The following is a 21,248-nucleotide window of genomic DNA, read 5'->3' on the forward strand; positions in this document are numbered from 1 at the left end:
ATTGCCAAACCAGCCTACATCTGTAACTATTATTAGAGATTCAGCCAATCGTTATTTTGCTAGTTTTGTAGTAGAAACTTGTGCACAACATTTGCCTAAGTCTAATAATTCAATCGGAATTGACTTAGGTATTAGCACATTTGCAACTTTAAGCAACGGCGAGAAAATTAACGCACCAAAGCCTCTGAAAAACAACCTCAAAAAGTTAGCAAAATTTCAACGTAAATTTGTCAAGACTCAGCCTGGTAGTAAACGTCGTGAAAGACGTAGATTGAAAATAGCTAGACTCCATGCCAAAATTAAGGAAATTAGAACAGACTTCCTGCACAAGCTATCAACTGATTTAGTCAAAAAATACGACACTATCGTATTAGAAGACTTAAACGTTTCCGGTATGGTTAAAAAGCGGTGCGACCCCGCGACGACGCCAGTCCCAAGGGAACGCGCACCAAGAGACCGCAAATTAGCTAAAGCAATTAGTGATTTAGGATGGAGACAATTTAGAACTTTAACAGAGGCCAAATGTGAGAAATATGGGAGAGAATTTAGAGTTATTTCTAGGTGGGAACCTACTTCCCATGCATTGTTCTCATTGTGGTTTTAAAGGAGGTAAAAAGGAATTAGATGTTAGAGCATGGACTTGTCTGAATTGTGGAACTGTACATGACCGTGATCTCAATGCTGCTATCAATATTCGTGGGTACTGTTAGTGAAACAATTGCAGAAATAACTCAACCGATAACCAAAGTTGAGGAAATTGTTGAACTTGAGACACCTTTACAACTATCACTTTTTGTTAGGGTAACTCCTCCGTAGGAGGCTGTAGTCGCGGGCGGGCAGTCCGAGACATTAAACAAGACGAGGAGCAGCCGTAAGACTCGCCGTGAAAAGCTAGCCAGCAGCAATGAGTCGTCTACCCGCCCTGAGCCAATTCAACTTCGCTTGTTTTGATGGATGGGAATCCCGCGTTGTCACGCAAGTCCAACGTCGGGAGGATGTCAATCCCAATAATTATATCGAAACTATATAAAATTAACCCAATAGATACCCAGACTATCCAACTGAGAACAAAAATAACAATAAAAACAATTAACCATCCTAATATTTGAGACCCTAGCTGACCTAATACATTATAATTATCCTGATATACTTCAGTACCTCTGAGACTCCAAAATACTGCTAGAGTACCCCAACATCCGCAAAAAAGATGAACGGGAATGGCTCCTACAGGATCGTCAATTTTTAAAGACCTTAAAAGTATGCTACCCCCAGTAACAATTCCTCCACTAACAGCACCTATGAGAATAGCAATAGGAACATCAATATAAGCAGAAGAAGCAGTTACTCCAACTAAGCCACCTAAGATACCATTAATAAGTGATGAAAGTTCGGGTTTTCCTGTTTCTGGATTATTTTCAAATATTTGAGACCATAAAGCAGTTATGGGAGTCGATAGTATGGCAACTACACCACCTGTTGCTGCAGACATTATAGTTGTGATAATTATATGACCTATATTTTGTAACTCAGATGTGGAACCACCATTAAAACCCAACCAACCTAACCAAATTATGAGACATCCAAGAGTAGCAGATGTTAAATTACTTGGATAAGTAAAATACTCTTGTTTTTCAAACTCAGGAGGCATATCTTCGGACAGTACGCTACTATATAAATCTTCATGGGGGTCATATCCAAAGCGATTCCATCTTGGTTTAAGTAGTATAGCACCTACTAAAGCAGCAGTTCCTCCCACAGTATGAATAACGGTAGACCCTGCAAAATCTACAAAATTAAATCCTTGTTTGAGCCAACCATATTCTGACCATACCCAATGACCAACAATAGGATATAGAAATCCTACCAACATAAAACTAAACCAGAAAAATGCCCAAAAACTAATCCTTTCTGCCACTGCTCCAGAAACAATAGTAGCTGCAGTGGCAGCAAATGCTAATTGAAAGAAAAATAGAGACGCTATGGAACGTTTGGGAAACTTACGCTGCAAACAAGAAAATTTTTCTTCAGGGAAACCTAGCGGATTATCATCTTTTGGCAGTAGAATAAATTGTGACTTTTGCTCGAACTGATTATATTCTGTTGTGGGAGAAAAATGCCCCAGATAACTAACTATTTTTTGGTCATTTTGATTGGAAGTTGTCGTACAAACAGGATGATCTAACCCATCACCAAACATCAAACCAAAACCAAATATCCAAAAGGCGATCGCTGCTACACAAAAAACAATTAAGTTTTTCGCCAAGACATTAATAGAATTATTGCTGCGACATAAACCCGCTTCCAACAGAGCAAAACCAGCATTCATAAAAAATACTAGAGCGCCAGCTAATAACAGCCAGATATTCTCTACTGCTGCAAAATCATTTTCCCTACCACCACCATTAGCTAAAGCTGTTTGGCAACTTATCAAAACTACGATAGTTGCCAAAAATAAACAGAGATACCTAAAACCTGAGAACCAGTTTTTATTTGTAGATTTGCCTAACATTAAACCTCCGTAAGAAAACTAACTGTTTGAATCTAGCGATCGCCTCTGACAAAAAAACGCCTTTGAAGAGCGATCGCCTTCAGTAATATCAAGTCCGGTTGAATAGTTATAATTAAAGCTGGTAGTAGGACTAAAGCCCTAAGATAGACGGGGCTAAAGCCCTACTACAAACAAATTTTTTTTATCACTTATTATCGGGACATGATATAAGACCTAATTAGACTGATTTTGAGCAGCTTGTTGGACTTGCTCCACAGTTAATTCCAACTGTTGTGCTATCTCTTCTACAGTCAAGCCAAGTTTTAACAATAGAGAAACCATTCCCAACTTAGTTAATAATCTCCCCTCTTCTATACCCTCCTGCTTAATTCCTTGATAAAGTCGAGATTTTTTAAAGTCCTCCATGCCTAACATTTCTATGACCTCCTCTGGTTCTAAATCTTGAAATTTGTATAAAATAATTGTTTTGACTAATTCTAACACTTTTTGCCGTTCAGTCTCGTCTGCTAGTTCAGCCGTTGCTTTGGCAGCTAGCATTTTTGCTTGTTGCACTGCCTTTGCTTCGTCTTCTACTATTAACTTGACTATACCTAAACCCAAGTTATCATAAGCTTCCTCCCCCAAGTCTTCCAGATAAACTCTGGTAACATTGCTGCTATTTAATAAAGCTTGATAAGATTGAGTATCTTTGGGTTCGATATCGCGGTTACGAAACACTACTAACCCTTGCCAATACTTGGTTTCTTCGTATTGATGCAAATAGAGGAATATCTCGGCAAAGTACCGACGGTAAAATGCTGTATCCTTTTGCATTTGCACTTCACCGAAATAGATGGGAGTAGTTGGCGACTCGATGTTGGGAACTAATACACCGTCTAAACGGAAAGCTGTTTGTTTAATTTCGACTGACCGAAATTTGTAAGAATTTGCGAGAGTGGGAGATTCACCAATGAGTTGAAAATAAACACCAGGCATCTCTAAGAATAGTCTGTAAAATATGCTGTCTGTTTTCATTAAAAAATTTTTTTGTCAGAGTTATAACTATATTATCGTGAATGTCTGGTTATAAAAGTTTGAGGATTTTTTTTATTTTGTCAAAAACTTAATGATTATATAGGATAAATCGCTCTTTAGATTTCAGAACTTTAACTAATTATTAGGATTTGATATCAGAGATTATATAAAATCCGCTTGAATAGTTGTCATTGCGACGATAGGAAGCAATCTCATAGGTTTAGGAAATTGCTTCCTTCCACTCCGTTCCAGTCGCAATGACTTGGGTATAGTAATTATCCGGATTTTATATTACTTCTGACTTCTAACTTCTGACTTCAGCTTGCCATCCAAACTAGAAAACTCAAAATCTGTTCAACCGGTGGCAATGGATAATCTGTTAAATCAATTGTTACTGTTGGCTCTTCTAGTTTGAGAAACCGCCAAACTGTACCGCTTGTCACTGTACCGTAGATAGTTGAAATTGGTTGTTGTTTCTGTTGATTAAAACGTTGAGCTGCTACCATTTCTGCTAAACATTCTCCGAGAGCTGGCTTCAGGTCTTCTTTTTTTGCTTCAACCAAAACCACCGCAGGCGCTCTAATAAACAATTGCTCTGGAGAACGACTAATGAGAAAATCAACATACCCAGTCAGATCGACTTCTGGTTGTACTGCGAACTCTTCACCCGAAAAAACACTAATTTTTCCTTTGAGTTGACGTTTTACTTCTAATAAAACTGGATTAATAATTCCTTCGGAACGAGCTTTTTCACTACCCACGGCGATCGCCCAAGGTATTGTTTCTTTAAGAGTATCTTTCAGTAAAGTAGTAGGGTTAATTGGGGAAACTTCCGGCACAAAGCGATCGCCTTCAATGATAGTCAGTTGAAAATCTTCTACGACTTTACTCAAAGTAAATTTACTATACGGCATAATTTTTATCGGATTTTCATTTCAGGATTTTCTAAGTAGTCATAATATCATTGATTGGTAGTTTTAGATTGGGATATAAATAAGAATAAATAGGTTCTAGTAAGTGATATTTTTGTTGTTAATCAATACCATTTAGTAAATTATTTACTCTAAAATTAGGTGATTTAGGATCACCTATAAATTGCAAATTATTCATCAAACAACTAAAGATTTTTGCCTTTCAAATTCATACAAATATTTATATTATCATAGCATTTTCTTCGCAAATTTCGCACAATATTCCTAGATATCATTGCTTTGAATTAGTTTGTTAAATACTATAGAAATCCGCCCATAGATTGTAATATTTTATCGTAGGGATTTGGTCTCCAAACCCAAGCGCAAATTGGATTTTTCAATCAAACACCTACAGTTTTTTTTCACCAATTATTTCATCTTACTATATCATTTTTTGACAAACATCAAAATTCATGGTATTAAAATTTAAAAAACTAGAGAAAATATACTGATGAAAATTGGGTTTTTAGGTACAGGTTTAATGGGTATACCAATGGCTCAAAAACTGTTAGAAGCTAATCATATCGTAACTGCTTATAATCGGACTAAATCTAAATTAGAACCTTTACAAAAAGTAGGGGTTGAAATTTCTAATTCTCCGGCAGAAGCTATTCAAAATTCAGAATGTTTAATCTTGATGTTGACTAATGCTGAAGCTCTTAAAAATGTACTTTTATCTGACAGTTCAAAAGCGGAATTATCCGGTCGCACAGTAATTCAAATGGGAACTATTTCTCCTACAGAAAGTAAGGAAATTAGAGATGAAGTTGTAGGTTGTGGCGGAGAATATTTAGAAGCTCCTGTTTTAGGCAGTATTCCACAAGTAAAATCTGGTAGTTTAATTATTATGATGGGAGCTTCGCCAGAACAATATGAAAAATGGTCTGGTTTATTAAAAATATTTAGTCCCGAACCGTTACATATTGGTGCAGTAGGTAGTGCTGCTGCAATTAAGTTAGCAATGAATCAATTAATTGGTTCTTTAACAACAGCTTTTGCTCTGAGTTTAGGATTAATAATTCGGGAAGGAATAGATGTAGATATGTTTATGCAAATTGTTCGAGATAGTGCTTTATATGCTCCAACATTTGATAAAAAATTACAACGGATGTTGGATAGAAATTACGAAAATCCTAATTTCCCAGTCAAGCATTTATTAAAGGATACAAATATATTTATTAATGCAGCAGAATCTGTAGGACTTGATGTAAGTATTCAAGAAGGAGTCCGTAAAGTTTTAGAGAAAACTATTGAATTAGGTTTATCAGATTCAGATTATTCTGCTTTGTTTTCAGCAGTTATATCATGTCCGGTTGAATAGTTATAATTAGGCTCGTAGTAGGGCTTTTAGCCCTATCTATCTTCGAGCTAAAAGCCCTACTACAAATAAAATTAAGCACTAATTCCATAACTAATAAAAGTCACAAGACGCTGCACAAGTTCATCAATATCTTCAACTAAATTATCCTCACTAAATATTTCTGATTGCTCCATTTGATTCAAAGTTCGCACTAGCATCGCAACTACTAAATCAAGTTTCCATTTTAATTCTGTGGGAGATTGATGGGGTAGCACTTTTGTTAGTATATATAGAAATCTTTGTTGACTGTTTCTAAATTCTTGCTCTGCTAGTTTCTGGACTGGGTAGGGTTCGGCACGACAACGCCCCATAAATTGTGCATGAATCCGACATTCCTCCGATCCCTGTTGAATCATCTGTAGGGGAGGGGTGACAAAAGCTGTGAAAATTTCTGGCACTGAAGGGAGGTTATTTGATTCTTCTAGAATTGTCAGTTGTCGTAGTTGTTCTTCGACAATGGGTTGTGCTACTCGTCGGACTACTGCACTAAATAGTTCTTCTTTGGAGCCAAAGTGATAATGAATGGCGGCCAAATTCACATCCGCTTCCCGAATTATGGCCCTTAGTGAAGTTCCGGCAAAGCCTAGAGAGGCAAATAGTTTCTCGGCAGCATTGAGAATTTGCTCCTTTGTATCAATAGTTGAGTTTTTACCCATTCAATCCTGTGTTTGTTTTCCAGAATACGCAGCTTTATTTGATTTAATCATCAATCAGCTACCCTTGCAATTATTTTAAACGTATGTTTTAATTGTAGTAAATCAAACGACTGTTTTAAATGTCCACTTTTACTCTAAATCGTATCATGTCTGGTTGAACAGTTATAAATAATTAGACAGGAGGCAACCCACCCCTAACCCCTCCCAGGAGGGGAAGACAGGAGACAGGAGATAGGGAAAAAAGTGTTTTCATCACGCTCTTATCCGGACATAGTATTACCCAAAATCTGGCCATCTATTAGGTGAAGTCAGTAGGGGCGAATGGTTATTCGCCCCTACATTCTTGCTGTAACTAAATTTGAGAATGTCCTAATAGTAATGGTGACTACTATCTATATAGTTAAGCTAGGGAGTATTTATTAAAAAAATATTAAATCTTGAAAAATCTGTAACTAATAGCAAAGGTAGGGGTTTAGTGACCAAACTCCGGACAGAGGACTCAGTATATTTCAGCCCTTTTTTAGATTTATTCAACAAATAATCTTTAAACTACAAACCAATGACAGAGCAAAAATTGTTAGACTCTAAATCTGATGAAACAAATGGTAGAGTAGAAATTTTAACTGATGAGATAGAAACTTTACCAATCCAATCTGAGGTATCCAACTTTAAACCGAAAGGGAAAGAAAAGAAATTGATTGGGGTTAGCCTCCTAGTAATTATTTTAGCAATAACTTTTGGCAGTCTAAAATTTCTCCAGAATCAAAAGATTTCTGCTAAACCAACCTCAGAAAGTTCTCTTCCGAATATCCTATCTGTTCAAGCTATCCCCATAAAATTAGTCAACTCCTACTCAGTTTCTCAAAGTTATACAGGAATTGTAGAAGCAAAAAGAACCAGCGAACTTGGTTTCGAGCAATCGGGTTTACTTAAATCTATATATATAGAAGAAGGAGAAAAAGTAGCCAAGGGAAAAATTATCGCCCAACTGGACACCAGTCAAACAAAAGCCCAACGAGCAGTATTAATAGCTCAGAAAGAAAGAGCGATCGCCAACCTCAAAGAACTACAAACCGGACCGAGGGTAGAAGTTATTGCCGCGACTCGTGCATCATTAGCTCAAGAACAAGCCAAATTACAAGAATTGCAAACGGGACCGAGGATAGAAGTTATTGCAGCAACTCGTGCATCCCTAGCTCAAGAACAAGCCAAATTACAAGAGTTGCAAACGGGACCCAGGGTAGAAGTTATTGCAGCGACTCGTGCATCCCTAGCTCAAGAACAAGCTAGATTACAAGAACTGCAAACGGGACCAAGGATAGAAGATATTGAAGCAGCGCGTTCGGCATTATTAGACTTAGAGGAACAAGTAGAATTAGCTGAAATTCGAGAAAAAAGACGTGAAGGACTTTATAAAGAAGGAGCAATTTCTCAAGAACAGCTTGATGAAGCTTCTACCGAGACTGATACTCTCAATGCCAGACTTGAGAGAGCGCGGAGTGAATTAGAAAAACTACAAACAGGAACTCGCTCGGAACAAATAGAAGCTCAAAAAGCTAGAGTTGGTCAGGTGCAAAGTCAGTTAGACGAACTTATTGCCGGAACTCGCTCCGAACAAATAGAAGCTCAACGAGCTAGGGTGCGTCAGGTACAAAGTCAGTTAGATGAACTTATTGCCGGAACTCGCATCGAACAGATAGAAGCTCAACGAGCTAGGGTGCGTCAGGTACAAAGTCAGTTAGATGAACTTATTGCCGGAACTCGCATCGAACAGATAGAAGCTCAAAAAGCAGAAGTAAAACGTTTTGAAGCACAAATTTCTGAAATTGATGTTGTTTTGAGAAAAAGTATTATTTATGCTCCTTTTTCTGGCACTGTTTCAGTCCGTCATTTAGATGAGGGAGTAGTCGTTAACGTTAATACTGGTCAGAGTGTTGTGCGTTTAGTCGAGGGTGGTGACAGGAAAGTTCGGGTTGGGGTGCCGCCAACTCAAGCTAGTCGTTTGAGAATAGGTAGTGTGGAGGAAGTAAGGGTGGGAGAGAAAACCTATAGTGCCAAAGTGCTGTCTATTTTACCAGAGGTAGATTCTACGACTCGGACTCAAAGTGTGATTTTGGCACTACCTCAAGCTGTTGCTCCGGGTACTGTTGTTCGTTTGGAACTTAATGAGATTGAAAATATGGAGGGATATTGGTTGCCGACTTCTGCTTTGGTTTGGGGAGAGCGGGGGTTGTTGGCTTGTTTTGCTCTGGTTTCTCCCGATAAGTCAGATTTGGATTTACCTCTGGGAACTTATCAGACTGAAAAAAGAATGGTTGAGGTTTTGCATACGGAGGGAGAGCGGAGTTTAGTGCGGGGAGTATTGCAACCGGGAGATTTGGTTGTGACAACTGGGACTAATCAATTAGTTCCTGGGCAGTTTGTGAAGTCAGAAGTTAGAACTCAGAAGTCAAATTAATTCAAAATTATAATTTCTGCCTAAAGTCAGAGGCTTGAAATCAGGAAAATATTTTTGATTTTTTCGTTCTAAAGAATGAGGCTTGAATCCTTAATTAAACAATTATTGAAATTAAGGAATAAACCAAAATTTTTGAACTTTGAATTTTTAATTTTGAATTCAAAAAATAGTCGGGAGTAATCCATGACTGAGTTTGAGTATTTAGGAATCTTCTAAGCTTTACCTTGCCTGTTATAATATTAAATTTAAAAACGTTTTATAGCAGGATTAACAATTAGTGGAAAAAATCCTGCAAAAATTTATTGGTAATACTATTTCACTAAATGCCTATTATACATAAAGCTAGCATCCTATAAATCTACAGGAAAATATATGTGACATATCTAAGGTAAAATGGTATAAGCATAGTAGTTAATTAGGGCTGATTATGACAAAGCAATATTCTCTAGGATTCATTAGTCACTCTCAATTTGAGAAAGAGATGCGCTCGCCAATATGGTGGGAACATTTAACAACAGAAAAACAAAATCATCCCTTAATTAAGGAATACATTTTTGAACAGGAATTTGGGTCTCATACATTCCTAGAATCAGCAGATACTCATTTGATTGGATTAGGTTGTAAGGTCTTAGATAGAATTAGTCTACTTAACTTGAGTGATATAGTTGTTTCTCTCAAGCCAAAAGATGAATGGGAATATATGCGACCGGGGAGTACATTAATCGGTTGGTTTAATCATCTTCCACTTTCTCCTAAAAATTTGACAAATATTACAAATATAAAGTTTTTAGACCTTGAATATCTAAATACCCACGCTGAAGGAAGACAGCAAAAAATACTCTACAGGAATGCTTATGTTGCTGGCGAATGTGGGGTTGCTCAAACCCTTGCAGAGCTACAAAAGCTCGATCCTTCTTCTCCAGCCATTGCCCAATCAGGACGACTAGCAGTAGTTCTTGGTTATGGTAATATGGGCAGAGGTGCTACTGCAGAGTTGCTTTCACAAGGTGTTGAAAGGGTTGTAGTTTTCACTCAGCGTCAGCCTATTGTTGTTGAGGATAAGTTGGCAGGAGTTGAATACCGACAGATGGAATATAGTTTGGGTAATACTTATGAACTGTTTTCTGAAGGCTCAAAGCAACCCTTAATAGATGGCATTTTGGCTGAAGCAGACATTATCGTTAACACAACGATTCCTTCTCAGATTCAAGAAAAATGGATATTTGTTCCTGAAAATAGCTTCCATCAGCTAAAAGCAAACATGGCATTTATTGATCCCGTGCATAAATGTGGTCATGGAGCTGATTTTACTCATGTTACTGAACTTGAAGAACCAGTTAAGCTCATCCGTAAAGCAAATCATTCTATATGGTACAACGGCTGTAATGCTATGCCAAGCTACCGCCCAGCTTATGCTTCTTATACTATTTCCCAAGGTCTACTCGATCATTTAGATAGTCTATTGGAAGCCGTTGCAGGAGACAGAAAAGTTTTTTCTATGAGTAAATCAGTAGTTAGTGATTAATATGGAATTTTTAGCCCAGTACAAGAATTTTATTAACAATTCAATTACTGTTAAAACTCAGACATTTTTTACATCCTATTCTGGAAAAATTTGTCTGTTATTGTTAGGATTAATTGCCGTTTCATTTTCATCCATTTTCATTCACTTGGGAGAACAGGATCTCAACCCAAGTTCGGTAGTTTTCAGTCGATTTTGGATTACAACAGTTCTTTACGGAGGATGGATTGGATTTAAACATTTTCGTGATTCTGACCAAGAGCTAGATCCTGAAAATAGTATCTATTCAACTGAGCAACTTGGTCAAAATTCATTGACTCAAAATTTTACCTGGAGTCGGGATATCATAATCATAGGAATTTTCCTCGGATTTTGTTTTTGTGCTAATCAAGTAATCTGGTCTTGGTCTTTAGAGCATACGAGTATTGCCAACTCTACAATTTTGCACAACTTGACTCCAATATTTACTGCCTTGGGGGCATACCTATTTCTGAATCAACGCTTCGACAACCAATTTATATTCGGGATGTTGCTTGCTATCATGGGAGCAATTAGTATAGAAGTCGCAGATTTAAGTTTTGGGTTTGACCGATTTGAAGGTGATATAGCAGCCCTAATTTCTGCTCTTTTTTACAGTGGGTATCTACTAGCGATCGAGAAGTTGCGGGATAAGCTAGATATCATCAGCATTGTTTTCGGATGTTGTTTTATTGGTTGTATTCTGATTTTCCCCTTACTTCTGATTCACGGAGATACTCTGTTTCCCCATACTCTTAGTGCTTGGTTATCTGTCATTGCTCTGGCAGTTGTTTGTCAGGGAGTAGGCCAAGCTTTGATCGCTTATTGTCTCAAGACAGTTTCTTCAGGAATTGTTGCTTTATTGCATTTATTATGCCCATGTTTTACTGCAATTGAAGCATGGCTGATTTTTAATCAGAGTTTGAGCATTGAGAATTTACTAGGATTTACTACTATCCTAATAGGGTTGTATATTGGACTTTCAAGTAGTGCTGCTAGAAAGTAACAATAATATGATATAGCAATATTTACCAACGCCAAAAATTATCCTATCTATCTATATTTTCCTGCCACTGTAGTATTGATTTTAACCTAGAAAAATGACTAAAAAATAAGGTCTCAAACCTCTTACTTTAGGGGGAGATACTGATTGATAACTGATAACTGAAATGACTACTAGCGTGTCTAGGCTAAAATTGTGGATAAAAAAACCTAATATCATGTTCGGATAATCACTTATAATAAAGTTTTTGCTTGTATTATAGCTCTCAGCCCGAACTGTAGATAGGGCTCTTGCCCTACTACGAACTTTAATTCTAATAACTATTTAACCGAACATAATATAACCCCCTAACCCCCTTCCTATCCCCCCTTGCCCCCCTTTGAAAGGGGGGAGGAGGGAAGGGGGAATTTCTCCCCTCTCCTTGCAGGAGAGGGGCTGGGGGAGAGGTCTTAATTTTTTAAACTTACCCACAAAATAAATCTAGACGCGCTACTACTTTATTTTAATTGATAACTAAAATGACTACCTTATTTTATCGAAACTTCCGATTATTAATACTGGCAATACTAATAATTGTCGTCTGGGGAACATCATCCTTTTTCACATTACCACGACTCGAAGACCCAGAATTAACTTCCCGCCTTGCAGTCATCACAACTTTTTGGCCGGGAGCTGATGCGGAACGAGTAGAAACATTAATTACAGAAAAAATAGAAGCAGAATTATCTGAAATTGAAGAAATTAAAAACTATGATTCAACTTCGAGAGCGGGAACTTCAATTATTCAGATTGAATTATTAGATTCAGTAGAAGCAATAAACGCTGATACAATTTGGTTAAGAATTAGAGAGCAATTAAATCAAGTTGATGCCCAATTACCTGCTGGTACAAGTAAACCACGATTAGAAGAACTTGAAGTTAAAGCTTATGCTATGATTACTGCTTTAACTTGGGAACAAGATACTGAACCTAATTATGCAATTCTTACCCGTTTATCTGAATTGTTGAAAGATGAATTATTAGCATTACCAGGAACAGAAAAAGTTGCCGAAATTGGTAATCCTCAAGAAGAAATAGTAGTAGAAATTGATGCTGCTCAGTTAGCTAGTATTGGTATCACACCCCAACAATTATCAGCACAAATTCAACAAAGTGATGCTAAGGTTTCTTCCGGTCTATTTCGCGGTCAAAATAATGATTTACTCCTGGAAGTTGATTCAGATTTAGATTCCTTGGAGCGGATTAGAAATATTCCAATTAGTTTTAGTAACCAAGGGCAATTTACTCGACTTAGTGACATTGCTGAAGTCAGAAAAACAATTGCTGAACCACCGAATGAACTGGCATTAATTAATGGTCGTCCTGCTTCTACTTTAGCTGCATTCGTAGAATCAGATTATCAAATAGACTCATGGGCAAGATCGGCAGAAGCAGTGATAGAGAAATTCCGTAAAGAACTTGGTCAAGGTCTGAAACTTGAGATTATTTTTAATCAAAGTAATTATATTGAAACCCGCTTAAAAAGTCTGATTTTAAATCTATTAATGAGTGGAATACTGGTATTTGGGATTACAGTATTTTTAATGGGTTGGAAATCTGCTATTGTTGTGGGTTTGGCATTGCCTTTATCTAGTTGTATGGTTTTGGGGATGATGAAGTTTCTGAATGTTCATCTAAATCAAATGTCAATAACTGGATTAATTGTAGCTTTAGGATTATTGATTGATACAGCAATTATTGTTGTTGATGAAGTTACTAAAAATATGGTTTCAGGACTGGAAGCTGAAACTGCTATTAATAAAGCAATTAATCATTTATTTTTGCCATTAACAGCATCAACCTTAACTACAGCTCTAGCGTTTTTACCAATTGTTTTAATGCCTGGAACTGGTGGGGAATTTGTTGGTGGGATTGGTATTAGTGTGATTTTGGCTGTTATTTCCTCTTTATTATTTTCTCTAACCATAGGTTCTGGTTTAGCAGGTAAACTATACAATAGATATCATCATCATTCCCATAATTTTCAACAAAAATGGTGGCAAACAGGTTTTACAAATTCTTATTTAGCTGAACTTTACCAAATTACTCTACGAAGTATATTTAGCACTCCCTGGTTAGGAATATTATTAGGTTTAACTTTACCAATAATTGGTTTGATTCAAGTCGGAAATCTCCCCAAACAATTCTTTCCTCCAGTAGATAGAGACCAACTACAAATAGAATTAGAATTACCGGCTTTAAGCTCTATTGAAAAAACAAAAAATACAGCTACAGAAATCAGAAAATTAATCTTAAAAAATCCAGAAATAGAAGAATTACAATGGTTTTTAGGACGTAGTTCTCCTCGGTATTTCTATAATATAACGTCAGGTAGACAAGCTGCAAATTATGCTCAAGGATTTTTACAGTTAAATTCAATTGCTAAGTCAGAATTAGTTAATAAACTACAAGCAGAAGTTGATACTGCATTTCCTGAAACTCAAATTTTGATTAGAAAATTAGAACAAGGACCTCCTTTTGATGCACCAGTAGCAATGAGAATTTATGGTCCTAACTTAAAGCGTCTACAAGAATTAGGAGAACAAGCAAGAAGTCTTTTAGTTCAAGTCCCTAATTTAACTCACACCCGCGACACTTTAAGCGAAATTAGACCCCAATTACAATTACAAGTGAATGAGGAAGAAGTTCGTTTAGCAGGATTAGATCGTGCCTCTCTTTCCCAACAATTAGAAACCTCATTGGAGGGAAATTTAGGAGGTTCAATAATTGAAGATACTGAGGAATTACCAGTGCGGGTGCGAGTGTCGAACGCTAAACGGGGAGATGTTAGCAAAATTACATCTCTAGACTTACAACCCACTAACTCTAGTCTAAATCAAAACCGATTTAGTGCAACTGATACAATACCCCTATCAGCTTTAGCAGAATTAGAATTACAGCCAGAATTTTCAGTTATTAGAAGACGTAATGGGAGACGAGTAAATTTAATTCAAGGTTTTATTGCTGCTGGGGTGTTACCTTCTGAAGTTTTGCAGGGGTGGCAACAACGGTTAAATGATTCAAACTTTGAGTTACCATCCGGGTATTGGTTGGAAGTTGCTGGAGAGTCCGAACAACAAGGTAATTCTGAAGCAAATTTGTTTTCTACACTGCCTCTTGTATTTTTGTTAGCAACTTCAATTTTAGTGTTATCCTTGAATTCCTTCCGAGCAACTGCCATTATTGGAATAGTTGCTATTTCTGCCATTGGTTTAGGATTTTTCAGTTTATGGTTATTTGGCTATCCCTTCGGTTTTATGAGTCTGATCGGAACATTTGGTTTGGTGGGAGTTGCCATTAATGACTCAGTAGTAGTTTTAGCTGCCATCCTGGAAGACCCCGAAGCATCCACAGGCAACCGACGAGCTATTCGCCAAGTCGTCATGGGTTCCACTCGTCATGTAGTTGCTACAACTTTAACCACAATGATAGGGTTTGTTCCTTTGTTAGTACAAGGTGGTAGCTTTTGGCCACCTCTAGCTGTAGCGATCGCTGGTGGTGTTGGTGGTTCGACTCTTGTTGCTCTCTACCTTGTTCCTTGTTGCTATTTACTTTTAGTTAATTTTGGGAGGAGTCAGGAGTCAGGAGTCAGGAGTCAGAATAAATAGTTTATATCATGTCACAACTTGATAAACCCGGTTTCTGCCTAGTCTAATAACTGTTATAATAGTCAATTACATCATCTCCGGATAATTAGTGATAAAAAAATTTTTGTTTGTAGTAGGGCTTTAGCCCGAACTATAGATAGGACTAGAGCAATACTACGAGCTTTAATTATAACTATTCAACCGGACATCATGTTACTACATATTTGCAAATCTCCAAAGAGGTAATTATGGTTGTAGAATTACAAAGACGACAGTTTACTGTCAAGGAATATCATCAAATGGCTAAAGTAGGTATTCTTAAAGAAGATGACCGAGTAGAATTAATAGCAGGAGAAATTGTTAAAATGGCACCGATCGGTATTCCTCATGCTGGTTTTGTCAGGCGTTTAAATGGAATTTTTAATCAACTATTATCTGGAAAAGCAATAGTTGATATTCAGAATCCTATAGACTTAAATGATGAGAGTGAACCACAACCAGATTTAACTTTGCTACGATGGCGTGATGATTATTATGCCGGAAAACATCCACAACCAGAAGATATATTTTTATTGGTGGAGGTAGCAGATTCAACTATTAAATATGACCGGGGAGTGAAAATACCTTTGTATGCTGAGAATGGAATTTCTGAGGTGTGGTTGATAGATATTAATCAAGAATTAGTAGAAGTTTACTGGGAAATTGTGGGGAATAATTATCAGCAGCAGCAGCAATTTTTTCGGGGCGGTCGCTTAATTATTCAAACTTTTGATGATGTGAGTTTAACTGTCGATCAAATATTGGGTCTGGGAAACTAATACCATGCACGAAAAAAGAATGTTACAAATAATAAGGACTATAAAAAGACTTTAGAAGAGATGTCTTTTTGACTAATAAGATAAATTATACACCAAAAATTACTAAAAAGTAAGAAGTTATTCATTCTGACTCCTGAGTTTTAACTTCCTCTCCTGGGATGAGTTAGGGGTGCGTTGACTTCTAAGAAGTACCCTAACTATTTATAACAACCACTTATCAAATTGGTATTTAGATCATTATCCTTCCACTAAGCAAGGTATGATAATAAAAATTAAACAGTTGCTCAGGAGGATATAGTCTATGACATTATTATTAGCTGGTGATATTGGCGGTACTAAAACAATACTACAACTGGTAGAAGCAAAACGAGAAGAATCAAAAGCTGCGGTGGAACTGCGAAATCTTTATGAAAATCGTTACTCCAGTCACGATTTTCCAGATTTAGTACCTATAGTAAATAAATTCCTGGAAGAAGCGAGTGAGAAGTTAGGACAGAAACAAAAACCAGAAAAAGCTTGTTTTGCCATTGCTGGACCAGTTGTTAACAACACAGTTAAATTGACTAATCTCCCTTGGATGCTAGATGCAAAATTGATGGAAAAGGAGTTAGAGATATCTCACATTAGTTTGATTAACGATTTTGAAGCAGTAGGTTATGGAATTTTGGGTTTAACCACTGATGATTTGGAGACTTTACAACCAGGGGAACCTCAAGCTGATGCTCCAATAGCTGTACTTGGTGCCGGTACAGGATTAGGACAATGTTTTTTGATTCGGGGAGCAGGGGCAATTAAAGTTTATCCTACAGAAGGAGGTCATGCTGATTTTGCCCCACGCTCGGAGTTAGAATTTCACCTATTACAATATTTGTTGGCAAAGCATAATATAGACCGAGTTTCTGTGGAAAGGGTAGTTTCGGGAATGGGAATTGTCGCAGTTTATCAGTTTTTACGCGATCGCCAATCTGCCACAGAGTCTCCAGAAATAGGTGATGTAGTCAGACAGTGGGAAAAAGAAATTGGCTCAAGTGAAATTACTGTAGATCCAGGGGCGGTTATTGGGAAAGCTGCTTTAGAAAAGAGCGATCGCTTGTGTGAGCAAACTTTGGAGATGTTTGTAGAAGCTTATGGAGCGGAAGCGGGAAATTTAGCACTGAAACTTTTACCTTATGGTGGTGTGTATGTAGCAGGAGGTATTGCTGGTAAAATTCTCCCACTTATGAAGTCAGGCAGTTTTATGGAGGCTTTTAACCGTAAGGGGCGAATGAGACCGTTATTAGAAAAAGTGCCTGTTCATATTGTATTAAATCCTCAAGTGGGATTAATTGGTGCAGCAATTCGTGCTTCTAATTTATAGGGAAGTAGGAAATTATAATATTGTTAGGACTTACGCACTACAATGTATTTTCCTCATTGCGACCGACAGGGAAGCAATCTCAAATCCTGTTTTTCCTACATCATGCGTAAGTCCTGATTGTTGTAATACCAATTTGAAAAAAGGGGATTGCACATTAAAGAATGATAATAGATTTTTAACTGTATATATATTGAGGAAAGAATTATCCAAAAATATCTACTTTCAGATTTCATCATTCCTAATTGTGCAACACCGAAAAAAGAATGTTACGAATAGTTGAGTCAGCCAAAGTAGTTTAAGTCAGATGCAAATTTACTAGAATAGATTGTTTCATAGCAAAAAATGATCGTAAAAGCTACTTATACTGAATACTCGTGAAGGAGTACAAGCCTTATTCATGTTTTTTGATCCTAACAGAGGATGGCGACGGGTGAACAACCGAGACAGTCGGACTCGAATAGATTGGGCAGAAGAAGTACGACAATTATTGGATGTGGACTACCCAAATGCTCGAAAAGTCAAGTTAGTTTGTGATCATCTCAATACCCATAATATCGCTTCTCTCTATGAAGCATTTCCGGCTCCAGAAGCCCACCGTTTAGCTCGAAGATTGGAAATTTACCATACTCCTCGCAATGGCAGTTGGTTAAATGTAGCTGAGATTGAACTAAGTATTTTATCAAAACAATGTTTAGACCGAAGAATTTGTAGCAAAGAAAAATTAGAAACAGAATTAATTGCATGGCAAACCGAACGTAACCAAACTGCCTCTAAGGTGAGCTGGCAATTTTCGAGTGATGATGCCAGAGTTAAACTTAAACATCTTTATCCGGTTTTTGAAACTGCCTAATACCCAATAATTATTACCATCAATTCAATAGCGATCGCTTGTTTTTGGCTGTCTCTTTTTAGCGTTGGCGGAGCAAGTGCGGCAGCTATATCGCTTGTTTTTGGCTGTCTCTTTTTAGCGTTGGCGGAGCAAGTGCGGCAGCTATATCGCTTGTTTTTGGTCGTCTCTTTTTAGTGTTGGCGGAGCAAGTGCGGCAGCTATATCGCTTGTTTTTGGTCGTCTCTTTTTAGCGTTGGCGGAGCAAGTGCGGCAGCTATATCGCTTGTCTTAGCAAGAGTAACTTTTAGCTGGCTATTCTAATGCACCTTTTTAGATGAAACAGTCCACTAGAAACAGTCCAAATATTTGTAGCAAAAATTTATAAAATTGTTATAAGAGCGCGTCTCGACTAATCTCCTCATCAGGGAAGGAGTATTTCTCTGGTGTCCCAGCGTGTAAGATTGAAATCTCTCTACCGTTCTACTAAACTTACCAATGGATAATTGATAATTAATCAATTCGGCTTTATTGCCTTCTATTTCAAGAGAAAAAAAGAAATTGTGATTTCCTATGGAGATACCTTTACTTATTCCCTAGTCAGCGGTACCGGAGACACGGACAATGCAGCTTTCACTATTGAGGGAGACGAACTAAAAATCAATAGTTCTCCAGACTATGAAACTCAGTCTAGTTACAATATCCGAGTACAAACTACTGATGCAAGTCTAGCTAGTTATGAAGAGGAGTTGACTATTAGTGTTAATGATATGGTCGATACTTTCCTAGGTACTGCAAGTGCAGACAATTACTCAGGAACTACAGGTGATGATATAATCTACAGCTACGGTGCAAGAGATACATTGTCTGGAGGGGATGGCAACGACACCCTAGATGGAGGTAACTTAGGGGACTACTTAACTGGAGGAGCAGGCAACGACATACTTTATGGTCGCAGAGGTAGTGACAAACTATTCGGTGACAATGGTGATGACATCCTTGATGCTAGTAATGGCGGCGATCTCTTGAATGGGGGTATAGGCAACGACACATATATTGGCGGTTCAGGCAAAGATACTTTCATCATTGGTCCAGGAATGGGTGTAGACGTAATTCAAGATTTTGAGGATGGTATAGATATAATTGAATTAGATGGAGTAGGTTTTGATGAGTTAGATATTGTCAGCAGTGGCACTTTGACTGTGATTAGTGTTACTTCTTCTGGGGAAACTTTAGCTAGTATCTCAGGTATTGATGCAAGTTTAATTACTGGGGATGATTTCATATAGTGTAGCATTATCATATCATGTCCGGTAGCATCGTTTGTGTATAGAGTTAAGTCACAATTGTAAAAAACCCTTCTGTCCTCTGCCTTCCTTCCACCAAAGTATAAGTATTCAAGCGGACATGATATCACTTATAATACTTTGACGATGTTATTTCCCATTAGTAAGTAGGGACACTTTTCTCCCCTCTCCTTGCAGGACAAGAGTTGCGGGAGAAGTAATAGAAATCAACTTTAACGTTAGGAGAATATTCTATAATTCCCAAAAAGTGTGAGGTACAAAATTTATGGGTTTTAGGGAGTAGTAATTATAGTTCTATAGGAATATAAAGAAGAAAAACAACTGTACCTCATTAGATTGGGAAACGCTATAGAAACCTATTTGGTATCTTTGTAAAGGTGCGGGTTTTTGGCAAAGGAGTCAGGAGCCTGGAGTCAGAAGTCAGGAGATCGAAAAATAGAATACGGGAAAAAGGTAAAAAAATTACCTCATATTTACCATTCCTCCATCTCCCCATCTATTTTTAAATAGATCCCAAATGGGTTCTATATACTATTCTTAAATTATTTGTGAAAAAAAACTGTAGGGGTTTAGTTTCTAAATCCCTCTTTCGCTTTGGTTTATATACCAAACCCCTACGATAAAATATTACAACCTATTTTTTAGGATTGCTACATAAGGTTAATTGTCCTATTTAAAATTAACCCAGTTCTGCCGTCATACTAATTACTGTTTCCACAGTTTTACCAGGTTCAGCTATTAATAAATGTTCCCCAGTATTCATCGCATTCCGAGGACCAGTCCAAGGTTCTAAACAATAAAAATCCTTACCTTTTACCGTCCAAAAAACTAAAGTTGAGTAATTACTATCGTAGTTAATAGTTAACTTTAAATTGCGACTTTTATCGGTCACTACTGCTGATTGTTTTGACAAATTAACAAATGCCCAATCAATTTCTTCGGCGTCAAAATCAAACACTCCAGAAAAAGTATTAACATTTGGGTCGCCTTTGAGCTTATACTCATTGGAAGGTAAATCAAATTCTAATTGACTCTTATCACTCACAGCAAAATAAGGGTGAATACCTGTAGAAAATGGCATTGGTTTTTGAGATAAATTAGTGTGAGCATATCGTAGTTCTAGAGTATTACCTCGCAATATATAGGTATAATTCAACTCAAAATTAAACGGATAAATTGCCAGAGTTTGATCATTACTGCGGAGAGTCACAGTAATACTTGCACCATTCTCGGTAGACTGTTGTGTAACTTCCCAAGGGAGGGTACGAGCAAAACCATGTTGCTTAAGTTTGTAAGTTTCTCCGTCTAGAGTATAGGTATCGTCAGGTAGGTTGCCACAGATGGGGAACAATAGAGGAATACCACCGCGCACCGAAAGAGTCGGATCGGCAAAACGTTCTTTATCCATGTAAAATATTTTTTGGTCTTGAGTGCGCCACTCAGTAACAACGCCACCTCTTTCAGGAACAACAACTACTAGAGATTGAGTAGCTTCATCGGAAAGAATGTAGGGTTGATTTTGTCCGGGATTAGTAGACATAGATAATTTTCCTTAAACAACTGCTATTAACGTCTCACAAAATTGTCTCAAAAGCTATTCATTTGCTAAAGCTCCCGGAGCTGGAGTCGCCAAATTTTCCTTCTATTACTATTGAACAATAGTCATTTCATTCCCTGAAGCTCCCGGAGTTGCCGGATGAAAATTTTCCTTTTATTACTATTGAACAATAGTCATTTCATTTCCTGAAGCTCCCGGAGCTGGAGTCGCCAAATTTTTCCTTTTATTGCCTAGAGAGAAATAGT

General features: G+C 37.4%; 16 protein-coding genes and 1 pseudogene. 12 read left to right on the plus strand and 5 right to left on the minus strand.

Translation table 11 applies throughout. The features are described 5' to 3' along the window. The first annotated feature begins 1 nt into the window (after position 1). Genes ACP6PM_RS11165 through ACP6PM_RS11175 form a run of 3 tightly spaced genes read left to right on the plus strand, consistent with a single transcriptional unit; the run spans position 2 to position 816 of the window. The gene (locus tag ACP6PM_RS11165) at positions 2 to 604 is read left to right on the plus strand and encodes an RNA-guided endonuclease InsQ/TnpB family protein (protein ID WP_426584593.1); all 603 of its coding nucleotides are present in this window, start codon (positions 2 to 4) and stop codon (positions 602 to 604) included. Then, positions 579 to 710 (plus strand): zinc ribbon domain-containing protein, encoded by a 132-nt coding sequence (locus tag ACP6PM_RS11170; RefSeq protein WP_426584595.1) that lies wholly within the window; start codon positions 579 to 581, stop codon positions 708 to 710. Before ACP6PM_RS11165 ends, ACP6PM_RS11170 begins: the two co-directional genes overlap by 26 nt. Beyond that, positions 679 to 816 (plus strand): hypothetical protein, encoded by a 138-nt coding sequence (locus ACP6PM_RS11175; protein ID WP_426584675.1) that lies wholly within the window; start codon positions 679 to 681, stop codon positions 814 to 816. Before ACP6PM_RS11170 ends, ACP6PM_RS11175 begins: the two co-directional genes overlap by 32 nt. A 97-nt stretch (positions 817 to 913) precedes the next feature. Here the strand turns inward: ACP6PM_RS11175 and ACP6PM_RS11180 are convergent, their stop codons facing one another. From ACP6PM_RS11180 to ACP6PM_RS11190, 3 genes are all read right to left on the minus strand, one after another. After that, positions 914 to 2,509: an ammonium transporter gene (locus ACP6PM_RS11180; protein ID WP_426584597.1), complete on the minus strand. Its 1,596-nt coding sequence runs from the start codon at positions 2,507 to 2,509 to the stop codon at positions 914 to 916. A gap of 213 nt (positions 2,510 to 2,722) precedes the next feature. Then, positions 2,723 to 3,523 (minus strand): Rpn family recombination-promoting nuclease/putative transposase, encoded by an 801-nt coding sequence (locus tag ACP6PM_RS11185; RefSeq protein ID WP_426584599.1) that lies wholly within the window; start codon positions 3,521 to 3,523, stop codon positions 2,723 to 2,725. A 317-nt stretch (positions 3,524 to 3,840) separates the two neighbouring features. Continuing rightward, a complete protein-coding gene (locus ACP6PM_RS11190) occupies positions 3,841 to 4,437 on the minus strand; it encodes a hypothetical protein (RefSeq protein ID WP_426584601.1) in 597 nt (198 codons plus the stop codon). A gap of 508 nt (positions 4,438 to 4,945) precedes the next feature. Here ACP6PM_RS11190 and ACP6PM_RS11195 point away from each other — a divergent pair. Then, entirely contained in the window at positions 4,946 to 5,815 is an 870-nt protein-coding gene (locus ACP6PM_RS11195) for an NAD(P)-dependent oxidoreductase (protein ID WP_426584603.1), read from the plus strand. A gap of 71 nt (positions 5,816 to 5,886) precedes the next feature. Here the strand turns inward: ACP6PM_RS11195 and ACP6PM_RS11200 are convergent, their stop codons facing one another. Further along, a complete protein-coding gene (locus tag ACP6PM_RS11200) occupies positions 5,887 to 6,510 on the minus strand; it encodes a TetR/AcrR family transcriptional regulator (protein WP_426584605.1) in 624 nt (207 codons plus the stop codon). Positions 6,511 to 7,069: 559 nt separating this feature from the next. Between ACP6PM_RS11200 and ACP6PM_RS11205 the strand changes: the two genes are divergently transcribed. The 8 genes and pseudogenes from ACP6PM_RS11205 to ACP6PM_RS11240 all read left to right on the plus strand — a co-directional run bounded on the left by ACP6PM_RS11205 (position 7,070) and on the right by ACP6PM_RS11240 (position 19,427). Then, entirely contained in the window at positions 7,070 to 8,968 is a 1,899-nt protein-coding gene (locus tag ACP6PM_RS11205; RefSeq protein WP_426584607.1) for an HlyD family efflux transporter periplasmic adaptor subunit, read from the plus strand. A gap of 427 nt (positions 8,969 to 9,395) precedes the next feature. Continuing rightward, positions 9,396 to 10,493: a Rossmann-fold NAD(P)-binding domain-containing protein gene (locus tag ACP6PM_RS11210; RefSeq protein ID WP_426584609.1), complete on the plus strand. Its 1,098-nt coding sequence runs from the start codon at positions 9,396 to 9,398 to the stop codon at positions 10,491 to 10,493. Between the two features lies 1 nt (position 10,494). Next, complete coding sequence (locus ACP6PM_RS11215; protein WP_426584610.1) at positions 10,495 to 11,514, plus strand: DMT family transporter; 1,020 nt, start codon at positions 10,495 to 10,497, stop codon at positions 11,512 to 11,514. Positions 11,515 to 12,029: 515 nt separating this feature from the next. Further along, on the plus strand, positions 12,030 to 15,158 hold the full coding sequence (locus tag ACP6PM_RS11220; RefSeq protein WP_426584612.1) for an efflux RND transporter permease subunit: 3,129 nt from the start codon (positions 12,030 to 12,032) through the stop codon (positions 15,156 to 15,158). Positions 15,159 to 15,385: 227 nt separating this feature from the next. Then, the gene (locus tag ACP6PM_RS11225) at positions 15,386 to 15,955 is read left to right on the plus strand and encodes a Uma2 family endonuclease (RefSeq protein ID WP_426584614.1); all 570 of its coding nucleotides are present in this window, start codon (positions 15,386 to 15,388) and stop codon (positions 15,953 to 15,955) included. Between the two features lie 301 nt (positions 15,956 to 16,256). After that, positions 16,257 to 17,312 (plus strand): glucokinase, encoded by a 1,056-nt coding sequence (locus tag ACP6PM_RS11230; protein WP_426584615.1) that lies wholly within the window; start codon positions 16,257 to 16,259, stop codon positions 17,310 to 17,312. A 370-nt stretch (positions 17,313 to 17,682) separates the two neighbouring features. Further along, positions 17,683 to 18,162: pseudogene (locus ACP6PM_RS11235) on the plus strand (transposase); the annotation flags it as partial. 482 nt (positions 18,163 to 18,644) lie between these two features. Beyond that, a complete protein-coding gene (locus tag ACP6PM_RS11240; protein ID WP_426584617.1) occupies positions 18,645 to 19,427 on the plus strand; it encodes a calcium-binding protein in 783 nt (260 codons plus the stop codon). A 697-nt stretch (positions 19,428 to 20,124) separates the two neighbouring features. On the opposite strand, the gene ACP6PM_RS11245 is transcribed toward ACP6PM_RS11240, so the two are convergent. Then, the gene (locus ACP6PM_RS11245) at positions 20,125 to 20,985 is read right to left on the minus strand and encodes an aldose epimerase family protein (RefSeq protein WP_426584619.1); all 861 of its coding nucleotides are present in this window, start codon (positions 20,983 to 20,985) and stop codon (positions 20,125 to 20,127) included. Positions 20,986 to 21,248 lie beyond the last annotated feature (263 nt).

It is taken from the genome of Dapis brunnea BLCC-M229 (genome assembly GCF_050015995.1).
Classification (GTDB): Bacteria; Cyanobacteriota; Cyanobacteriia; order Cyanobacteriales; family Microcoleaceae; genus Trichodesmium.

Excerpts from the sequence above, each read along its gene's own strand:
- ACP6PM_RS11170 (WP_426584595.1), top strand. The coding sequence starts at position 579 with ATGCATTGTTCTCATTGTGGTTTTAAAGGAGGTAAAAAGGAATTAGAT.
- ACP6PM_RS11175 (WP_426584675.1), top strand. The coding sequence starts at position 679 with ATGCTGCTATCAATATTCGTGGGTACTGTTAGTGAAACAATTGCAGAA.
- ACP6PM_RS11180 (WP_426584597.1), bottom strand. The coding sequence starts at position 2,509 with ATGTTAGGCAAATCTACAAATAAAAACTGGTTCTCAGGTTTTAGGTAT.
- ACP6PM_RS11185 (WP_426584599.1), bottom strand. The coding sequence starts at position 3,523 with ATGAAAACAGACAGCATATTTTACAGACTATTCTTAGAGATGCCTGGT.
- ACP6PM_RS11190 (WP_426584601.1), bottom strand. The coding sequence starts at position 4,437 with ATGCCGTATAGTAAATTTACTTTGAGTAAAGTCGTAGAAGATTTTCAA.
- ACP6PM_RS11195 (WP_426584603.1), top strand. The coding sequence starts at position 4,946 with ATGAAAATTGGGTTTTTAGGTACAGGTTTAATGGGTATACCAATGGCT.
- ACP6PM_RS11200 (WP_426584605.1), bottom strand. The coding sequence starts at position 6,510 with ATGGGTAAAAACTCAACTATTGATACAAAGGAGCAAATTCTCAATGCT.
- ACP6PM_RS11205 (WP_426584607.1), top strand. The coding sequence starts at position 7,070 with ATGACAGAGCAAAAATTGTTAGACTCTAAATCTGATGAAACAAATGGT.
- ACP6PM_RS11210 (WP_426584609.1), top strand. The coding sequence starts at position 9,396 with ATGACAAAGCAATATTCTCTAGGATTCATTAGTCACTCTCAATTTGAG.
- ACP6PM_RS11215 (WP_426584610.1), top strand. The coding sequence starts at position 10,495 with ATGGAATTTTTAGCCCAGTACAAGAATTTTATTAACAATTCAATTACT.
- ACP6PM_RS11220 (WP_426584612.1), top strand. The coding sequence starts at position 12,030 with ATGACTACCTTATTTTATCGAAACTTCCGATTATTAATACTGGCAATA.
- ACP6PM_RS11225 (WP_426584614.1), top strand. The coding sequence starts at position 15,386 with ATGGTTGTAGAATTACAAAGACGACAGTTTACTGTCAAGGAATATCAT.
- ACP6PM_RS11230 (WP_426584615.1), top strand. The coding sequence starts at position 16,257 with ATGACATTATTATTAGCTGGTGATATTGGCGGTACTAAAACAATACTA.
- ACP6PM_RS11245 (WP_426584619.1), bottom strand. The coding sequence starts at position 20,985 with ATGTCTACTAATCCCGGACAAAATCAACCCTACATTCTTTCCGATGAA.